Here is a 16,726-nt window from a genome sequence, read left to right on the forward strand (position 1 = left end):
GCTGGTAAAACAAAAGCAGTTCATACGTATATAGGTTATGAAGGGGACGGTTTTGTTTGCGTTGCTCATTCCGAAGGTCTTGATCAGCCGGGAGTCATTTATAGTTATTCAAGTCATGTCAGGATGCTTAATGCTAATCTTCCATATCTGCTTGATTGTTTCTGGTCTAACGTAAAACAATAAACAGAAACCGGGATTGGAGTTCAATTCCGGCTGAAATTATTTTGGTCATTGAGTGGTAAAAACATTGGAAGTTATGATATATGCGGTGGTGTGTGGGAATATGTTTTATACTAACGGAAATAACGAATATTAATAAACGTTAAGGTGGACAAATGCTGATTTATCGTAATATGATATATGTGTCGGAATGTAGGTAAGATGCACGTTTATAGTTGATCATAGATTTTTTTTAATGCATGATAATTTAAATGAAATTACAGAAATCCGCAATTTCAGATAGGAGGCTAAAATGACTGTATCGGCAGCTTTTATGGTTCCACATCCACCGCTTATAATTCCGGAAGTCGGAAGAGGCGGAGAGAAACAGATTCTTGCAACAACAAATGCTTATGAGAAGGTTGCGGAAGAAGTGGCGGCGTTAAAACCTGACACTATCATCATAACGAGTCCGCATTCCGTGATGTATGCGGATTACTTTCATATATCGCCGGGGCACAGAGCAACGGGAAGTTTTGCAGATTTCGGCGCATCCGGAGTCAGATTTTCCGAAGAGTATGACACAGAACTTGCAGATGCGATTGCGCTTCTTGCAGAAAAAGAGAATTTTCCCGCGGGAACGATGGGGGAAAGAGAGTCTTCCCTCGATCACGGAACCATGGTTCCTTTGTGGTTCATACGCAAAAAATATAGTGGCGGAAAGATTATTCGTATAGGGCTTTCGGGGCTTCCTTTGACATATCATTACAGGCTGGGGCAGATAATTGCGAAAGCTATCGATGAATCGGGGAAAAAAGTCGTTTTGATCGCAAGCGGCGATCTTTCACATAAGTTGCAGGAATACGGACCTTACGGTTTTTCAAAAGAGGGCCCCGAATATGATGAAAACATAATGGAGGTGTGTGGAAAAGCAGAGTTTGGCAGGCTGTTTGAATTTGATGAGAGCTTGTGTAAACTTGCCGCAGAGTGCGGGCACAGGTCGTTTGTTATCATGGCTGGGGTTTTTGACGGTCTTCGCGTTAAGGCAACGGCTCTTTCGCATGAGGATGTAACGGGAGTGGGCTACGGAATCTGTACTTTTTATCCGGACGGAGCGGATGAGAGCAGACATTTTTTACAAGAATATGAAAAAAAGCTTGAAAAAGAATGCAAGGAAAAAGCTGACGCGAATGATGAATATGTGAGGCTTGCGAGGGCAAGTGTCGAGTCGTGGGTAAAAGAACACAGGCAGATTCAGGTTCCTGACGGTCTTTCAGATGATCTTCTTACAAGAACTGCAGGTACTTTTGTATCAATTCACAAGATGGGACAGCTTCGCGGTTGTATAGGTACAACCTCCGCAACTCAGGACAATATTGCAAAAGAGATAATTCAGAATGCGATAAGTGCAAGTACGCACGATCCGCGCTTTGATCCGATAACCGAGGATGAGCTTAAGTTTCTTGATATAAGTGTTGATGTTCTCGGGGAGACTGAGGATATAGATTCACCTGATAAGCTTGATGTAAAGAAGTATGGAGTTATTGTTAGTCACGGAGTTAAGAGAGGGCTGCTGCTTCCAAATCTTGACGGTATAGATTCCGTGGAGGAGCAGATCGATATAGCAAGGCAAAAGGGCGGAATACTTGAGGATGAGCCGTATACTTTGCAGAGGTTTGAAGTGGTTAGGCATTTCTGAGGAAATGTGGAATAATGGCAGCGGGAGGCTTTATGGCGGCATGTCAAGTGTGTTTCAGGCATTGTTCCTTATCGGAAGGTGACATCGGATTTTGCGGTGCAAGAACGGTCAGGGACGGGAAGGTAATTGCATATAACTATGGCAAGGTGTCGGGACTTGCGCTTGATCCGATTGAGAAGAAGCCGTTGAACAATTTTTTTCCTGGAAGTTATATCCTGTCGGTAGGAAGTTTCGGGTGCAATCTGCGATGCCCTTTTTGCCAGAATAATGATATTTCCTGGTCGGAGGAAGCGCGGATATTTGCAGAGGATGCGAAGATGGTGAGTCCTGAAGAGCTTGTGGAGACAGCGCTTGATACGAGGGCGCAGGGAAATATCGGGATCGCTTTTACTTATAATGAGCCGCTTGTCGGATATGAGTTTGTGCTTGATACAGCGAAGCTTGCAAAAGAACGTGACCTAAAAACAGTGCTTGTATCTAACGGAACAGCCGAGTTGTCTGTTCTTGCGGAGATTGTTCCGTACATTGATGCGATGAACATTGATCTTAAGGGATTTACGGATGAATATTATGATAGACTTCTCGGGGGCAGCAGGAAACAGGCGATGGATTTTATCGCGGAAGCGGTAAAGCATTGCCATGTTGAGCTTACAACACTGATAATTCCCGGTGAGAATGACGGAGAGGAAGAAATGCGCGAGATGTCCGCATGGATACATGGGCTTGAAGTGGCAAATGGGAAGAACATACCGCTTCATATTTCAAGATTTTTTCCAAGATTTAAGATGACCGACCGCAACGCGACCGATGTGAGGAAGGTCTATCGTCTTGCCGAGGTCGCAAGAGAAGAACTTGAAATTGTTTATACGGGGAATTGTTAGTGTTGTTGGCTTGCCAACGCAGTATATGGAGTTAGCTTGCTTTTTAATTTGCCTTTTTTAGTTGTCTTGCCGAGGGGCGAAGAATACCAATCTGATATGACAAAAATTCAGGTTTTTGTTTTGTGACGGGATATATAAGTGTGATTTGCAAATGTATGACTTTTTTGATGATTTTTCTTCTAAAAAGTCATGCATTTTTTATTTGTAGAGTATGCTGAAAAAAAGATGTATGACCTTATCTGAAAAAAATGCCTGAAAAAGTCATATTTTTTTGCCTTTTTAAACTGCGCAAGCGTAGATTTTATGACCTTTTGAGGGATTTTTACATATATAGGTCATATACTTGTTTTTTTATCAAAAAAATATGGAAAAAATACATGACTTTTAATGCGGTTTTTTTCCAAAAAAGTCATATGGTAATTTTTCGAGAGATAAAAAATATGACCTTTTTTGATGATTCTTTTATAAAAAGTCATACATTCATGTTTGAGATGGGAGAAAAATGTCCGGGCCGGAAAATAATGATTTTTTAGCGATTTTTTATAAATATTTAAGTTAATAATTTTCTTTTTATAATATTAAAACTAACTTAAAAACGCAAAGCAATTAAGTCATTATGACTATTAAAATTTGAGTTATTTGAGTAATATTACACATTGTTCACAAAAATAATGCGCTGTTACAATGGAAGTGCTCGGGCGCTAAAACGTTTACGTAAAAATCAAAACAATTTTATTAGGCTAGGAGGTGAACGGTTTTATTATGATTAAACGAAAGTTATCAGTAGCATTAAGTGTATTCTTAGCAACAGGATTGTTATCACCAGGCTTGACAGTAGCGGCGGCACCAAGTATTAACCCGTACGGTACGGTTGAGGCGGAACTTGACTTTGAACGTAATATAAAAGATGTTTTCACAGATGAAGATGCCGGCGCGACAGTTGTCAGCCTTGGATCTGGAAATTACTTCACTGTGAAGAGTGTGAACTTCTCGCAGGGAGTTTCTAAGATAGTTATAAAAGCCAAAGCGGATTCGGCAGGTCTTATTGTTATTCATAAAGATGGAGAAAAGGGAGATGTAGTAGGTAGCATTAAACTTAGTGGTACCGACGGAGAATACAGGGAATTTTCAACTTCCGTAAAAGATTTGGATGGAGCGGATACCATTGCATTTGTGCAGACGATGGGCACAAGTTTGGTAGATAGTTGGACAGCGGAACCGGGTGAAACACCTGATGAACCTGAAAATCCGGACCAACCGGAGAATCCCGATCAGCCTGAGGTTCCGGAGCAGCCGGAAAATCCCGATCAGCCTGAGGTTCCGGAACAGCCGGAAAACCCTGATCAGCCTGAGATTCCGGAACAGCCGGAGAACCCCGATCAGCCGGAAAATCCGACAGCTGTAAATCCGTATGAGAAGGTTGAGGCCGAGACAGCAGCTACATTGGAAAATGCAAAGCTTGTTCCGAACAAGCAGTCGGTACTTATAAATGACGGCGGATATATTGTAGCCAAGAATGTTGACCTTTCAAAAGGTGTTTCGGGATTCAAGGTACTTGCCAAGACTTCAGCACCAAAGGTTAAACTTGATGTATATGTTGACGGAACCGATACTCAGTTAGGTTCTATCAGCGTTGGCACCGATATGGCAAGTGAGTCATTTGTAAAGATATCATCAGACCTCAAGGGGGCACATGATGTATATTTCAAAGCAAATGGCGGAGCTGTACAGATTGATGCATGGCAGGCTTTGGAAGGACAGGGCGGAACGGAAGAACCTCCTGTAGTTGAGCCACCTGTAGGCGATACGGTAAATCCTTATAGTAAGGTAGAAGCAGAGGCGGCAACTGAGCTTGCTGAGGCTATGTTATCACCTAATAAGCAGTCGGTAGTTGTTAAAGACGGTGGTTATGTGATCACCAAGAATGTTGATTTCTCAAAGGGACTTTCGGGATTTGCTGTACTTGCAAAAGCGTCAGCTCCTAAGGTTAAATTAAACATCTATATTGATGGTGCAAAGTCACCCATGGCTTCGATCAATGTCGGTACAGATATTGCCAAGGAGTCAACTGTGGATGTTACATCAGAGCTCAAGGGAACTCATGATGTATACATTCAGGCAGACGGTGGCGCTATAACACTTGATGCATGGCGTGCAGTGGAATCATCAGGTGGAACGGAAGAACCTCCTGTTGTAGAGCCTCCTGTAGGCGATACAGTAAATCCTTATGAGAAGGTTGAAGCAGAAGCATCTGCAGAGCTTAAGAGCGCAATGGTTACACCTAACAAGCAGGCAGTAAGCATCCAGAAGGGTGGATATGCAGTAGCAAAGAGTGTAGATTTCTCAAAGGGCATTAAGGAATTTACAGTTAATGCGAAAGCAAGTGGAGCAAACAGACTTGAAGCAAGACTTGATAAGGCAGACGGAGACCTTATCGCAAACTTCAGAGTCAGCACAGATGCAAAAGATATAACAGTAAATGCCGCAAAGAATATCACAGGAACACATGACATCTACTTTGTAGCAACTATGGATGGCAGTCTGACCTTCGATTCCTGGAAGGTAACACCTTCAGACGGAACAGAAGAGCCTCCTGTTGTAGAGCCTCCTGTAGGCGATACGGTAGATCCTTATGAGAAGGTTGAGGCAGAAGCATCAGCAGAGTTCAGCAATGCGATGATCACACCTAATAAGCAGGCTGTAAGCATCCAGAAGGGTGGATATGCAGTAGCAAAGAACGTAGACTTCTCCAAGGGCGTTAAGGAATTTACAGTTAATGCAAAAGCAAGCGGAGCAAACAGACTTGAAGCAAGACTTGATAAGGCAGACGGAGATCTTATCGCAAACTTCAGAGTCAGCACAGATGCAAAAGATATAACAGTAAGTGCTGCAAAGAATATCACGGGAACACATGACATCTACTTTGTAGCAACTATGGATGGCAGTCTGACCTTCGATTCCTGGAAGGTAACACCTTCTGACGGAACAATCGTAGAGCCTCCTGTAGGCGATACAGTAGATCCTTATGAGAAGGTAGAGGCAGAAAAAGCAGATGAGCTTAGCAGCGCAATGATTGCTCCAAACAAGACATCTGTAGTAGTTAATGATGGCGGATATATAGTAGTTAAGAACGTTAATTTCGCAAAGGGACTTAACGGATTCCAGATTTATGCACAGTCATCAAAGCCCGGAGTTAAACTCAATGTTTATATTGATAAGTCCGGATATGATGCAAAGACAGCGATTGGAACAGCAAATGTCGGCGCAAATATGGCTTCGGGAACAGGCATTAAGCTTACATCAGACCTTACAGGAACACACGATGTATACTTCGAGGCAACAGGCGGATCGGTTACATTCGATGCTTGGAATGCAATGGCTAAGTCAGGAACAATCGTAGAACCTCCTGTAGGTGATACAGTAAATCCTTACAGCACAGTAGAAGCAGAAGCATCTGCAGAGCTTAAGAGTGCAATGGTTACACCTAACAAGCAGGCTGTAAGCATCCAGAAGGGTGGATATGCAGTAGCAAAGAACGTAGATTTCTCAAAGGGAATTAAGGAATTTACAGTTAATGCGAAAGCAAGTGGAGCAAACAGACTTGAAGCAAGACTTGATAAAGCAGACGGAGATCTTATCGCAAACTTCAGAGTAAGTACAGATGCAAAGGATATAACAGTAACTGCAGCAAAGAGTGTTACAGGAACACATGACATCTACTTTGTAGCAACTATGGACGGAAGCATAACGTTTGATTCATGGAAGGTAACACCTTCTGACGGAACAATCGTAGAACCTCCTGTAGGTGACACAATCAATCCTTACAACAAGGTAGAAGCAGAAGTATCCAAGGATCTTACAAATGCAATGCTTTCACCTAACAAGCAGTCGATAGTCATCAGTGATGGCGGATATATCCTTGTGCAGAATATTGACTTCTCGAAGGGAATATCAGGATTCAAGGTACTTGCAAGTGCATCACAGCCTAAGGTTAAGCTTAATATCTATATTGATGATGCGCAGACACCTATCGGCTCGATCAGCGTTGGTACTGATATTACAAAAGAAACATTTGTAAAAGTTTCAACAGATATCACAGGTAAGCATTATGTTTACTTTGAGGCAAAGGGTGGTGCAGCAACATTTGATGCATGGCAGGCAATGCCTTCGTCAGGCACAATAGTTGATCCTCCTGTTTACGAAGATATCAATCCTTACAACACTGTTGAGGGTGAGACATCTACAGATCTCAGCAATGCAAGACTTACACCTAATAAGCAGGGCGTAAGCATTGGTGCAGGCGGATATGCAGTTGCAAAGAATGTTGTATTCTCTGACGGTATTTCAGAATTTATCGTAAATGCCGGAGCAACAAGTTCTACAAGATTTGAGGTAAGAGTTGGCTCAGCAAGCGGAGACCTCATCGGATATGCAACTGTAAGCGGCAGCACACGAGAGTTTAAAATCACAGCTTCAAAGAACATCACAGGAAAGAAGGATATCTACTTCGTAGTTCCGAGTGGTGGAAGCGCTGTAACACTTGATTCCTGGAAGGTAAATCCTTATAAGGAAGTTGTAGAGCCTCCTGTAGTTGAGACAGGCATGAAGCTTACTCAAAATACAAGCACATGGCAGGGCGGTTATCAGACAAACTTCACCGTTACCAATAGCTCAGGTAATACGGTGAACACATGGAAGCTCAAAATCAAGAGAAACGGTATCAATATTACTCAGAGCTGGTGCGTAAATATTCAGCAGCAGGGTGATTACTATGTAATTACTCCTATGTCATGGAATTCTACGCTTGGAAACGGACAGTCTACCACATTCGGAATTATCGGAAGTGGAGAGCCGAGCCAGATTGAGTATGTATTTGAGTAAAAGAGAGAAAGATAAAAAAGAGAGAAAGGGGCGGTTAATGACCTTCTTTAAAAGAAGGTGAGAAATCCGGTGGCTGTCTTTTGACGGTCACCGGGTTTTCTTTATACAGATAAAAAAAGTGAAAATAAGGCGATTATCTGTGACTTTCGGAGGTTTAACAGGAGAAAATTGATAAAAACACAGATAAGAAATGCGAAAACGAAGCGATTATCTGTGATTTAGAGGGATAAATTGATGAAAAACACAGATAAGAAGAGAGAAAATAAGATGAGTTATCTGTATTTAGGGATGCATCGTGGGAAAAATAGGTGAGAAAACACAGATAAGAAAATAGAAAACAAGATGAGTTATCTGTAATCTAGCTGTTCGGACTACAAATTATGTAGCAGAGTCGTTAAAGTGTATCGGGGGTAAAAAATATGAAAAGGAAAGTGAGAGTAGCAATAAGTTTTTTGGCGGCAGCAGTCATGCTGATTTTGCAGGGCATGGCAATAAAGGCAGCAGAACCCAATAATGAGAAAGCTCTTTTAAACCCGTATGAATTAGTACAGACGGAGATAATGGAAAACGGTGGAGGTTTCTATGAGGATGATATATCATATTCGCCAATCTCAGGTTCAAAGATACTGAAAGCAGAGAATGTGGATTTTTCAAAGGGGCTTGTCGGCATAGAAGTGACGGCAAGGACAAGATGGGGCGGTTCAGAAATTTATGTATATATAGATGATCCGAAGAGCGAGCCTATCGCAAGAATACTTATCAGAGCTTATTCGTTTAATCAAAGTACCGGGATTCCGAAAGTAAACGTTTCGGGAGTTCATGATATATATTTTGAGGCGAACAATCCGATAGATATTGCGACATGGAAGGCACTTCCGGGCAAGATCTACGAAGGCGGCGATGTTCCTCAGATCGATCCGTACAAGGATAATGAGGCGGAAGTTAACTTCGGTACATCGGGAGTAGGGGTAGTTAAGGACAAAAGACATACTGTTTTGGTCGATTTTTCTGAAAATGATTTTTTCCTTATGAAGGATGTCAACTTCGAAAAGGGACTAAAGAGCATTACGATTGAGGCAAGAGCTGAAGATGACGGAATAATCGAGGTTAGAAAAGATTCTCCTGCGGGTGAACTTATCGGCACGATAGAATTTCGTGACACGGATGATTCCTACAAGCCATTTGAGGGAGAAATGGCGAACCTTGAAGGAATGCAGAAGATTTATTTTGTTGGGAAAAAAGGAAAATGCAACATTGATACCTGGAGCGCGGCGCCCAGAAACACCGACAGGCCGCTTCCGACACCCGGTGAAAAGATTAGTCCGTACGGCTATGTCGAAGCAGAGATTGATTTCCCGAGAGAAAATGCCGAGATAGTTGAAGATAACTGGAACAAGGTTGTATCAATCAAGGAAAACGGATATATCTCAGCCCAAAAAGTAAACTTTAGATATGGCCTTACATCGGTTGTTATTGTTGCAAAGAGTGAAAAGCCGGCAGCCGTTGAGGTAAGAGAAGGAAGCGTTGACGGAGAACTTCTCGGCGTTATAAAGGTTGAGAATACAGACGGTGAATATCTGCATTATAGAACCAAAGCTCCTAATATAGAGGGAATACATGACCTTTATTTTGTTTGCAAAGTCGGAAGTTGTATGATCGATAAATGGACAGTCATGAGTAAGATGATGCCGGTTCCGGGCAATGAGCCTATATCGGGCGGAGAAGAAAATGACGATCCGGAAAAAGAGCAACCTGAGCAACCCGAGAATCCGGACAAACCTGAATCACCCGAGATCCCGGACAAGCCTGAAATACCTGAGGATCCGGAGAAAACTGAAAATCCGGAAGAACCGGAACAACCTGAGATTCCCGAAGAGCCCGAACAGCCGGATATTCAGGGCGACTGCAAGCTTGAACTTAAATATTCAAGAGATATCTGGGACGGCGGTTATCAGATAAATTTCAAGATTACCAATATATCACAAGAGCAGTCTTCGGGATGGACATTAAAGATTAAAAAGAAATATATAAATGTCGCGCAGAGCTGGTGCACAAATGTGGATGAAGATGGCGAATACTACATATTTACGCCTCTCTCCTGGAATGCTGTTCTAAACCCCGGACAGAGCACCGAGTTCGGAATAATCGGAAGCGGCGATGCGAGCGGAGGTTTGGATTATTCTTTTAACGATTGAGCAAAACGTTGAGTGATAAGAATAACTGATTGCAAACTATAACATTCATGAATTATGCAGCTTGTGCTTTGTATGATAAGATTTGAACATCATAAAGCACTGAGCTGACCGGAAAGCCGGAGGTTTCAATAAAATGAAGCCTCCGGCTTTCGTTGTCTATAACGGGAGCACAATAATTAATAGTTGAGGAGGAAAAAGTAATTGGTTACAAAACAACTAAAGAAGATCAGCCCCATCATATCGGTGATATTTACGTTGCTGATCCAGGTTGCGGTGCCGAACTCGGCAAAACAGCCTGATGCAAAAGGGCCGTTCTTTACATACTTTCTTTATATAGTAGGAGCATTATTCATAGGTTTATATGTAGCTTCCTTCTTTAATAAAATGACAGACGAATATCTTTTAAAAAGCGGGCCGCTACTCGCAGGAGGAGCACAGCTGCTAAACTTCATAAATCTTATATGCAGTAAATTTGCGCTTCTTCCGGTTCTCTTTTTCCCGTCTCTGGACAGGGTGTTTGCGGTATTCGTAAATGACAGAGCGCTCATGCTTGAATGCATAGTATCATCCGGAAAGCTGTTGATAATAGGATTTGCGGTCGGAGCGGCGCTTGGATTTACAACGGGAATACTTATAGGATTCAACAAGAATGTTGCTTATTGGATCAATCCTTTGACCAAGATAATCGGACCTATTCCTGCAACATCATGGTCACCGCTCGTGCTTTCACTTTTTAGCACATCTTATCAGGCGGCGGTATTCATGATAGCACTGTCGGTGTGGTTTCCGATAACTGTCATGACAAGTAACGGAATACAGAATGTTCAACAGACTTATTTTGAGGTTGCGGATACTTTGGGAGCAAATAAGTTATATAAAATCTTCAAAGTCGGAATTCCTGCGGCGCTTCCCAACGTGTTCCTCGGCTTTTTTTATGCGACGACAGGCTCGTTTGTAACACTTGTGACAGCCGAGATGTTCGGTTGTAAATCGGGAATCGGCTGGTATCTTAACTGGCAAAAGAGCATGATGCTGTATGCCAACGTTTACGCGGGACTGATACTTCTTGCGGTATTGTGTAACCTGATAATCACTCTTTTATTCAGGATCAAGGACAGACTGCTTGGATGGCAGAAGGGAGTAATTAAATGGTAGGAGAGATAAAAATTGAAAACGTATCCAAGAGTTTTACAAATCCTGACGGAAGTGTTGTAAATGCTCTGAATGGAGTAAACCTTGATATTGAACCCGGATCTTTTATATCGCTTATAGGCCCGTCGGGGTGCGGAAAGACAACACTCCTGCGAGCTATTGCGGGACTTGGACTTGCAGATGAAGGAACGGTATTTCTTGACGGAGAGCCTGTTACGGCACCGGGGCATGAGAGAGGATTTGCTTTTCAGCAGGCAAATCTTTATCCGTGGCTTTCTATTGAAAACAATATCGCTTTTGGCCTGAGGGCGAGAGGGATATATAAAGAGAAAAAAGAAGATGTAAAAGAATATATAGAAATGGTCGGGCTTACGGGCTTTGAAAATTCCTATCCGCACCAGCTGTCGGGTGGAATGAACCAGAGAGCGTCGCTTGCAAGAGCGCTTGTGGGACATCCGAAAGTTCTTTTGCTTGATGAGCCGCTCGGTGCGCTGGATGCATTCACAAGAATGAATATGCAGGATGAGATCTTAAAGATATGGAAGGATCAGAAGATGACGATGATCATGGTGACACACGATGTTGACGAGGCTGTTTATCTGTCTGACAAAGTTGTCATAATGACGCCAAGACCTGCGAAGATCGAGCAGGTGCTTGATATAGAACTTGGAAGACCAAGAGCGAGAGGAGGAACGGACTTTATCAAATACAGAACGAAGATTCTGGAAATTCTGAACTATGCCGGAGAGAACAAAGAGCCGGAGTATTATTTGTAATTTTTTAAGGAGAAAAGAAATGAAAAAGGTAATTGCAAGTGTTTTGGCTTTGACCATGACAGCGGCACTGCTTGTAGGCTGCGGTGCTAAATCAGAAAAGAGCGAAGGAGGAGAAGAACTTACCGTAAAGATTCTTAATAACAAAGAAAGCTTGTGTCTTGCACCGGTTCATATAGCTATCATAAACGGCTATTTTGACGAGGAATTCGAAGCAATCGGGCAGAAGTATGAAGTTGTAACTTCCAATATAGATACGATCACGGAGCAGATAACAAGTGGTGAGATCAATGCAGGCTACGGACTTACCGGTACGCTCATGCAGCCTATATCAAACGGACTTTCAATCTCTTTTGTGACAGGACTTCACAGAGGATGTACAAAGTTCTATTCAAAGAACGGCTCGGGCGTAAATTCCCTTGAAGATCTTAAGGGCAAGACAATAGGTGTTGCTTCGTTGTCGGATTCTGCGCCGATTCAGCTTAAGAGAAAGCTGTTCAGCTTAGGATTTAAGGTAAACGGAAGTGATGCTGATATCCAGTTTGTGACATATGCGATGACAGACCTTCCGACAGCGCTTGATAACGGTGCCGTAGATGCGATCGGAATTCACGATCCCGTGGCATACAACGCAGAGAAGAACTATGACTTTATCAAGATACTTGATATCGGTGAGGACGAGGTCTTTTCAAAGGAATATTGCTGCCAGGCTTATGTATCACAGGAGCTTATAGCAAAGAATCCAAAGGGTGCAACTGCGTATGCAAGAGCAATCCAGAAGGCAGCAGCTTTCGTTCAGGCACTTCCCGAGGAAGCGGCAAGACTTCAGGTTGAGAACGGATATATGCCTTCAGAGAGCGAAGAGGACATCGCAAGATACGGCGAGATCCTTGCAAGTCTTAATTATGAGCCTTCTGTAAAGCTTGGAAGAGAGACATTTAAGGCATCATTCGACGATCTTCAGAAGACGGGCGATCTTGACGCTTCGCTCAATGCGGATGAATTTACAAAGACTGTTTTCCCAGATCTTGAGGGAGTTCCTGAGTCATTTACTTATGATCCTTCAAGCAAGAAATTTACTGAAAACAGCTAAGACAAAAAATGGACCGGGAGATTATTACTATGAGATCAAAAGTGATTGTAAATATTTTAAGAGTGCTTATTCTTGCATTTGTGATAGTTGGTTTATTTACGTTTGCACATGTTTGCGGTGATATGGGAGATATGGAAGCAAAGTGTCATAAGACTAGAGCTCTCGCCATTGCGGCGAGTATAGTTCTTGCGATTCTGGCGGCGGTACAGATTTTTGCCAAGAAACTGCTTGTGGAAAAAGTTATATCAGTAATCCAGATTGTGGGCGGAATCTTTATTGCACTCCTTCCCGGAGTTATAGCACCTGTGTGCGATATGAAGAGCATGCACTGCTACGTTTACACAAGACCTTTTCTTGTGATTGTTGGCATTGTACTTGCCGGAGTAGCGGTTGTTGATTTTATTATAAGGGGAAAAAAGAATGGGAACCCTTCAAAGATTTGATAAATTAGATAAGTTGGTTTTCAAAAGCATATCCTCAAAACTATATCGCAGCATCGGCCTGATTCTTATCGGGCTGGTGCTGTCCTTTGCAATGGTGATTATTTCTCTTACCGCGTTCGGCATGGCTCACGGAAGTCAGAATGCCGCACAGCGCATGGGAGCGGATATAATCGTGACACCCAAAGGACACGGCGATGATATGGAGGGGATTCTTTTGACCACGAAAAAGAGTTTTTTCTATATGGACAGTTCTGTCATTGACGGCATCAGAGAGGTTGAAGGCGTAGAAACGGCGTCGCCGCAGACATTTCTTATGACACTTGAGTCATCTTGCTGCGATCAGCCTGTTCAGATAATTGGAATCGATATGGATTCGGATTTTGTCGTGACACCGTGGATCGACAGGAAGTATATAAGGTCGCTTGAAGAAGGTGCGCTTATTGCCGGAAGCAAGGTGAATGTGACAAGCGGGACATTTAAGATGTTTGGAAAAGAATACCCTGTTGCGGCAACTCTTGATGAGAGCGGATCTTCCATGGATGCGACTGTTTTTGTGAGCAGAAATCTTATCGGCGAGATCATGGAAAATGCGCAAAATGCGGGGCAGGGCGTTATCGCTGAAGTCAATTCCAAAGACGTATCTGCGGTCTGTGTGAAAGTTGCGGATAAAGATAAGGTTTCAAGGGTTGTTGCGGGGCTTTCAAGGCTTCAAAACGTCGATATAGTTACTGCAGAGAGCGTGTCTTCAAAGCTCTTTTCAGGCCTTAAAGACACATACATCGTCTATGCGGTTGTGATCGTGCTCATGGTAATTATCAGCATTGTTTTACTGTTCATAATTCATTACATCACACTAAATGACAGGAAAAAAGAAGTTGAGATACTTAGGACGATTGGAATCAGTAGGAAGAAGATCGGAGCGTTCCTTATGCGCGAAGTATTGTGGACAGCGTTTCCCGGCGCGCTTATAGGTACAGCGTTTGGATTCCTTTCATTTGTTGTGATGCTGCAGCTTATTGAGGCGGCTACGAAGATTCCTTTTACCGCGCCGTATATCGGTGAAGAAGTTGCGGTTGTGGCTGTGTCATTTTTGCTTACCACGGTGCTTGGGCCGCTGTGCGCGTTGTTTAGCATAAAGAAGCTGTGCCCGGAGAATGTGTATTTGTGAGGTGCACTGATAATAATATCGTTTCGGAGAAATAAGTATGGATATCAGATTGGATGCGATAATTAAAAAGTATAAGAGAGATAAGCGTGAATTTACGGTTCTCGATAATATCAGCGTAACATTGCCGCAGGGGAAGTTCACGGTTATAAGCGGAGACAGCGGCGTCGGGAAGAGCACACTCCTTAATATAGTGGCAGGTCTCAGTAAACCTACGGAAGGCAAGGTGTATTACGGGGAAAAGGAGATTACGGCGCTCGGAGATGAAGAACTGGCGAAGTTAAGGACCGGCTTTATGGGCGTTATGACGCAGAACTGCGAGCTTATCCCTTATCTTACTCTCATTGAAAATCTAAAACTTGCATATGATATAAGTGCCAAAGGTGGAAAAAATAAAAATCTTATTGGTGATGGCACTGGCGATAGCGATGACACTAGCGATAATATCGGTAATGGAGAAAACATTAGCAATGGTAATAACACTGGCAAAGGCAATAAAACTGGCAAGGAGTCGCCTGAGGGAGAGGAACCTACAAGCTTTTCGGCGGAGCTTCTTGACGCCCTTGGGTTAAGTCAGCTCCGGAACGAGTATCCGTCGAGTCTTTCGAGCGGCGAGATAAAGCGTGCCGCAATTGCAAGAACGCTTATTACAAAGCCTGATCTCATAATCATGGATGAGCCAACCGCAAATCTTGACCGCAAAAACGTCAGGGCGGTTCTTCAACTCCTAAAGCGTTTCAGCACGCAGGGAAGTACCGTTATCATAAGCTCCCACGAGCAGGAAGCTATTGCGGAAGCTGACTTCAAATATGAACTTGAACATACTACTTGATTTATAAAAAATAAGGGTAATACCATTTAATACGGATAATACAAAACGGCTTTCGGGCCGTTTTTTGCATGTTTTCTATAGTTCAGCATCTTTTTTCTTTCTACGCTTTTTACAGAGCAGCGATTTCTTCACAAAGTATGCCTTACATTAAGGATTTGCTCTTCTTAAGGCATATTTTTCACATTTTAGCGAATTGTCTTCTACATGATGCCTTGCATCAAGCTTTTTTTAGAATTTGAGTGCATAACAGAGAATACACATGACCCTTCTGGGCAAAAAGCGGATAAAGGGTCATGAGAATTGTGGAAATTTGAGTGCATAACAGAGAGTACACATGACCCATTTGGGCAAAAAGTGGCGAAAAGGTCATGTGAATTGTAGAAATCTGGGCGCATAACAGAGAGTACACATGACCTTTTTGGGGGAAAAGAGTAGAACAGGTCATATGTCCCGTGGAAAATTAAATGCAGAACCAAGAGTATGTATGACCCATTTGAGCAAAAAGCAGCTAACAGGTCATAGGTGCTTTGGAAAGTGGAGTGCACGGATAGCAACATTGCTTCGGAGAAAATGGTGGCAATATCGGATTAGATGCGATAAATGAAAAGTATAAGAGAGAAGCGTGAATTTACAGTTCTCGATGATACTTGAGTAGCATTGCCGTAGGGGGATTCACGGTCATAGGTGAATCCGGAAGCATTGAAAGAAGCAAATAAGCGTAGCCATAGGCATTAGAAGTAGCATACAAGCAAATCCATCGTCGCTGGAAAAGAACACTCCACAATATTCAGGTTGTTGACAGAAATAAGAAGAGGGTGTATAAGTGTATTAGAATGATTAGTACAGTTTAAAAAACACCTTTGGTGAAATATATTTTTAAGTGAGGAAAGAGAAATGAGACAGAAAAGAATTACAACAATTATTATGGCTTCGGCAATGGTGCTTGCACTTATGGGATGCGGAAACGGCTCAGCAGGAGCAATATCGACAGAAATAACGCAGGCAGATCCGTCTTTTGAATATAACGGAAAGACCGTTTCATTTACGGATGATCCGCAGACTGTTGTGGAGGCTATAAAGTCTGTTGCGGAATTGGCTGATGAAGTAGATGGCGCAGAGTCAAGCGGAAAAACTTATGATTTCGATAAAAACGGAGAAAACTATAACTTGTCTATATCGACATCTGCTGATGAAGGAAATGAAATTATCGGTTCAATGCTTGTTAACGGCGGCGAATTTAAGACTTCAAAAGGAATCGGTATAGGAAGCAAGGCAGAAGAGGTAGAGGCAGCTTATGGCAATCCTAATGAGAGGACTAAGCTTAAAAAAGAAGAAATATATGCATACAAATGCGACGGTTATAGCTTTAGTTTCACAATAAAAGGCGGTCAGGTAAAAAGCATTTTGTACAGTAACTCAAATTTCCACGGATAAGTGATAATTAGTTGATATG

The 16,726-nt window shown here is 42.6% G+C and carries 12 protein-coding genes; all 12 read left to right on the plus strand.

The features are described from left to right. Window positions 1–183: hypothetical protein (locus tag BLP87_RS16200; RefSeq protein WP_074462635.1), on the plus strand; the 183-nt coding region annotated here is incomplete at its 5' end. 289 nt (window positions 184–472) lie between these two features. After that, window positions 473–1,858: an AmmeMemoRadiSam system protein A gene (gene amrA / locus BLP87_RS10245; protein WP_074462636.1), complete on the plus strand. Its 1,386-nt coding sequence runs from the start codon at window positions 473–475 to the stop codon at window positions 1,856–1,858. A gap of 32 nt (window positions 1,859–1,890) precedes the next feature. Further along, window positions 1,891–2,739, plus strand: coding sequence for an AmmeMemoRadiSam system radical SAM enzyme (amrS, locus tag BLP87_RS10250; protein WP_074462698.1), 849 nt, complete (start codon window positions 1,891–1,893; stop codon window positions 2,737–2,739). A gap of 762 nt (window positions 2,740–3,501) precedes the next feature. Beyond that, a complete protein-coding gene (locus BLP87_RS10255; RefSeq protein WP_074462637.1) occupies window positions 3,502–7,620 on the plus strand; it encodes a carbohydrate-binding protein in 4,119 nt (1,372 codons plus the stop codon). Between the two features lie 419 nt (window positions 7,621–8,039). After that, window positions 8,040–9,815, plus strand: coding sequence for a carbohydrate-binding protein (locus BLP87_RS10260; RefSeq protein WP_074462638.1), 1,776 nt, complete (start codon window positions 8,040–8,042; stop codon window positions 9,813–9,815). A gap of 201 nt (window positions 9,816–10,016) precedes the next feature. Beyond that, entirely contained in the window at window positions 10,017–10,970 is a 954-nt protein-coding gene (locus BLP87_RS10265) for an ABC transporter permease (protein ID WP_074462639.1), read from the plus strand. Beyond that, the gene (locus BLP87_RS10270) at window positions 10,964–11,743 is read left to right on the plus strand and encodes an ABC transporter ATP-binding protein (RefSeq protein ID WP_026655688.1); all 780 of its coding nucleotides are present in this window, start codon (window positions 10,964–10,966) and stop codon (window positions 11,741–11,743) included. Before BLP87_RS10265 ends, BLP87_RS10270 begins: the two co-directional genes overlap by 7 nt. A gap of 19 nt (window positions 11,744–11,762) precedes the next feature. Then, window positions 11,763–12,833, plus strand: a complete 1,071-nt coding sequence (locus tag BLP87_RS10275) for an ABC transporter substrate-binding protein (protein WP_026655687.1) — start codon at window positions 11,763–11,765, stop codon at window positions 12,831–12,833. A 29-nt stretch (window positions 12,834–12,862) separates the two neighbouring features. Beyond that, on the plus strand, window positions 12,863–13,276 hold the full coding sequence (locus BLP87_RS10280; RefSeq protein ID WP_074462640.1) for a DUF4418 family protein: 414 nt from the start codon (window positions 12,863–12,865) through the stop codon (window positions 13,274–13,276). Next, entirely contained in the window at window positions 13,254–14,444 is a 1,191-nt protein-coding gene (locus BLP87_RS10285) for an ABC transporter permease (protein ID WP_074462641.1), read from the plus strand. The genes BLP87_RS10280 and BLP87_RS10285 overlap by 23 nt, the downstream gene beginning before the upstream one ends. A 37-nt stretch (window positions 14,445–14,481) precedes the next feature. Beyond that, the gene (locus tag BLP87_RS10290; protein WP_074462642.1) at window positions 14,482–15,273 is read left to right on the plus strand and encodes an ABC transporter ATP-binding protein; all 792 of its coding nucleotides are present in this window, start codon (window positions 14,482–14,484) and stop codon (window positions 15,271–15,273) included. 894 nt (window positions 15,274–16,167) lie between these two features. Continuing rightward, window positions 16,168–16,707 carry a hypothetical protein gene (locus BLP87_RS10295; RefSeq protein ID WP_074462643.1) on the plus strand — a complete coding sequence of 180 codons (540 nt, stop codon included), beginning with the start codon at window positions 16,168–16,170 and terminating at the stop codon, window positions 16,705–16,707. Window positions 16,708–16,726 lie beyond the last annotated feature (19 nt).

This window comes from Butyrivibrio hungatei, from assembly GCF_900101605.1.
Taxonomy (GTDB): domain Bacteria; phylum Bacillota; class Clostridia; order Lachnospirales; family Lachnospiraceae; genus Butyrivibrio; species Butyrivibrio hungatei_B.

Coding starts and splice junctions, on each gene's coding strand:
- BLP87_RS10255 (WP_074462637.1), top strand. CDS start 3,502: ATGATTAAACGAAAGTTATCAGTAGCATTAAGTGTATTCTTAGCAACA.
- amrS (WP_074462698.1), top strand. CDS start 1,891: ATGGCGGCATGTCAAGTGTGTTTCAGGCATTGTTCCTTATCGGAAGGT.
- BLP87_RS10295 (WP_074462643.1), top strand. CDS start 16,168: ATGAGACAGAAAAGAATTACAACAATTATTATGGCTTCGGCAATGGTG.
- BLP87_RS10275 (WP_026655687.1), top strand. CDS start 11,763: ATGAAAAAGGTAATTGCAAGTGTTTTGGCTTTGACCATGACAGCGGCA.
- BLP87_RS10290 (WP_074462642.1), top strand. CDS start 14,482: ATGGATATCAGATTGGATGCGATAATTAAAAAGTATAAGAGAGATAAG.
- BLP87_RS10280 (WP_074462640.1), top strand. CDS start 12,863: ATGAGATCAAAAGTGATTGTAAATATTTTAAGAGTGCTTATTCTTGCA.
- BLP87_RS10270 (WP_026655688.1), top strand. CDS start 10,964: ATGGTAGGAGAGATAAAAATTGAAAACGTATCCAAGAGTTTTACAAAT.
- BLP87_RS10285 (WP_074462641.1), top strand. CDS start 13,254: ATGGGAACCCTTCAAAGATTTGATAAATTAGATAAGTTGGTTTTCAAA.
- BLP87_RS10260 (WP_074462638.1), top strand. CDS start 8,040: ATGAAAAGGAAAGTGAGAGTAGCAATAAGTTTTTTGGCGGCAGCAGTC.
- amrA (WP_074462636.1), top strand. CDS start 473: ATGACTGTATCGGCAGCTTTTATGGTTCCACATCCACCGCTTATAATT.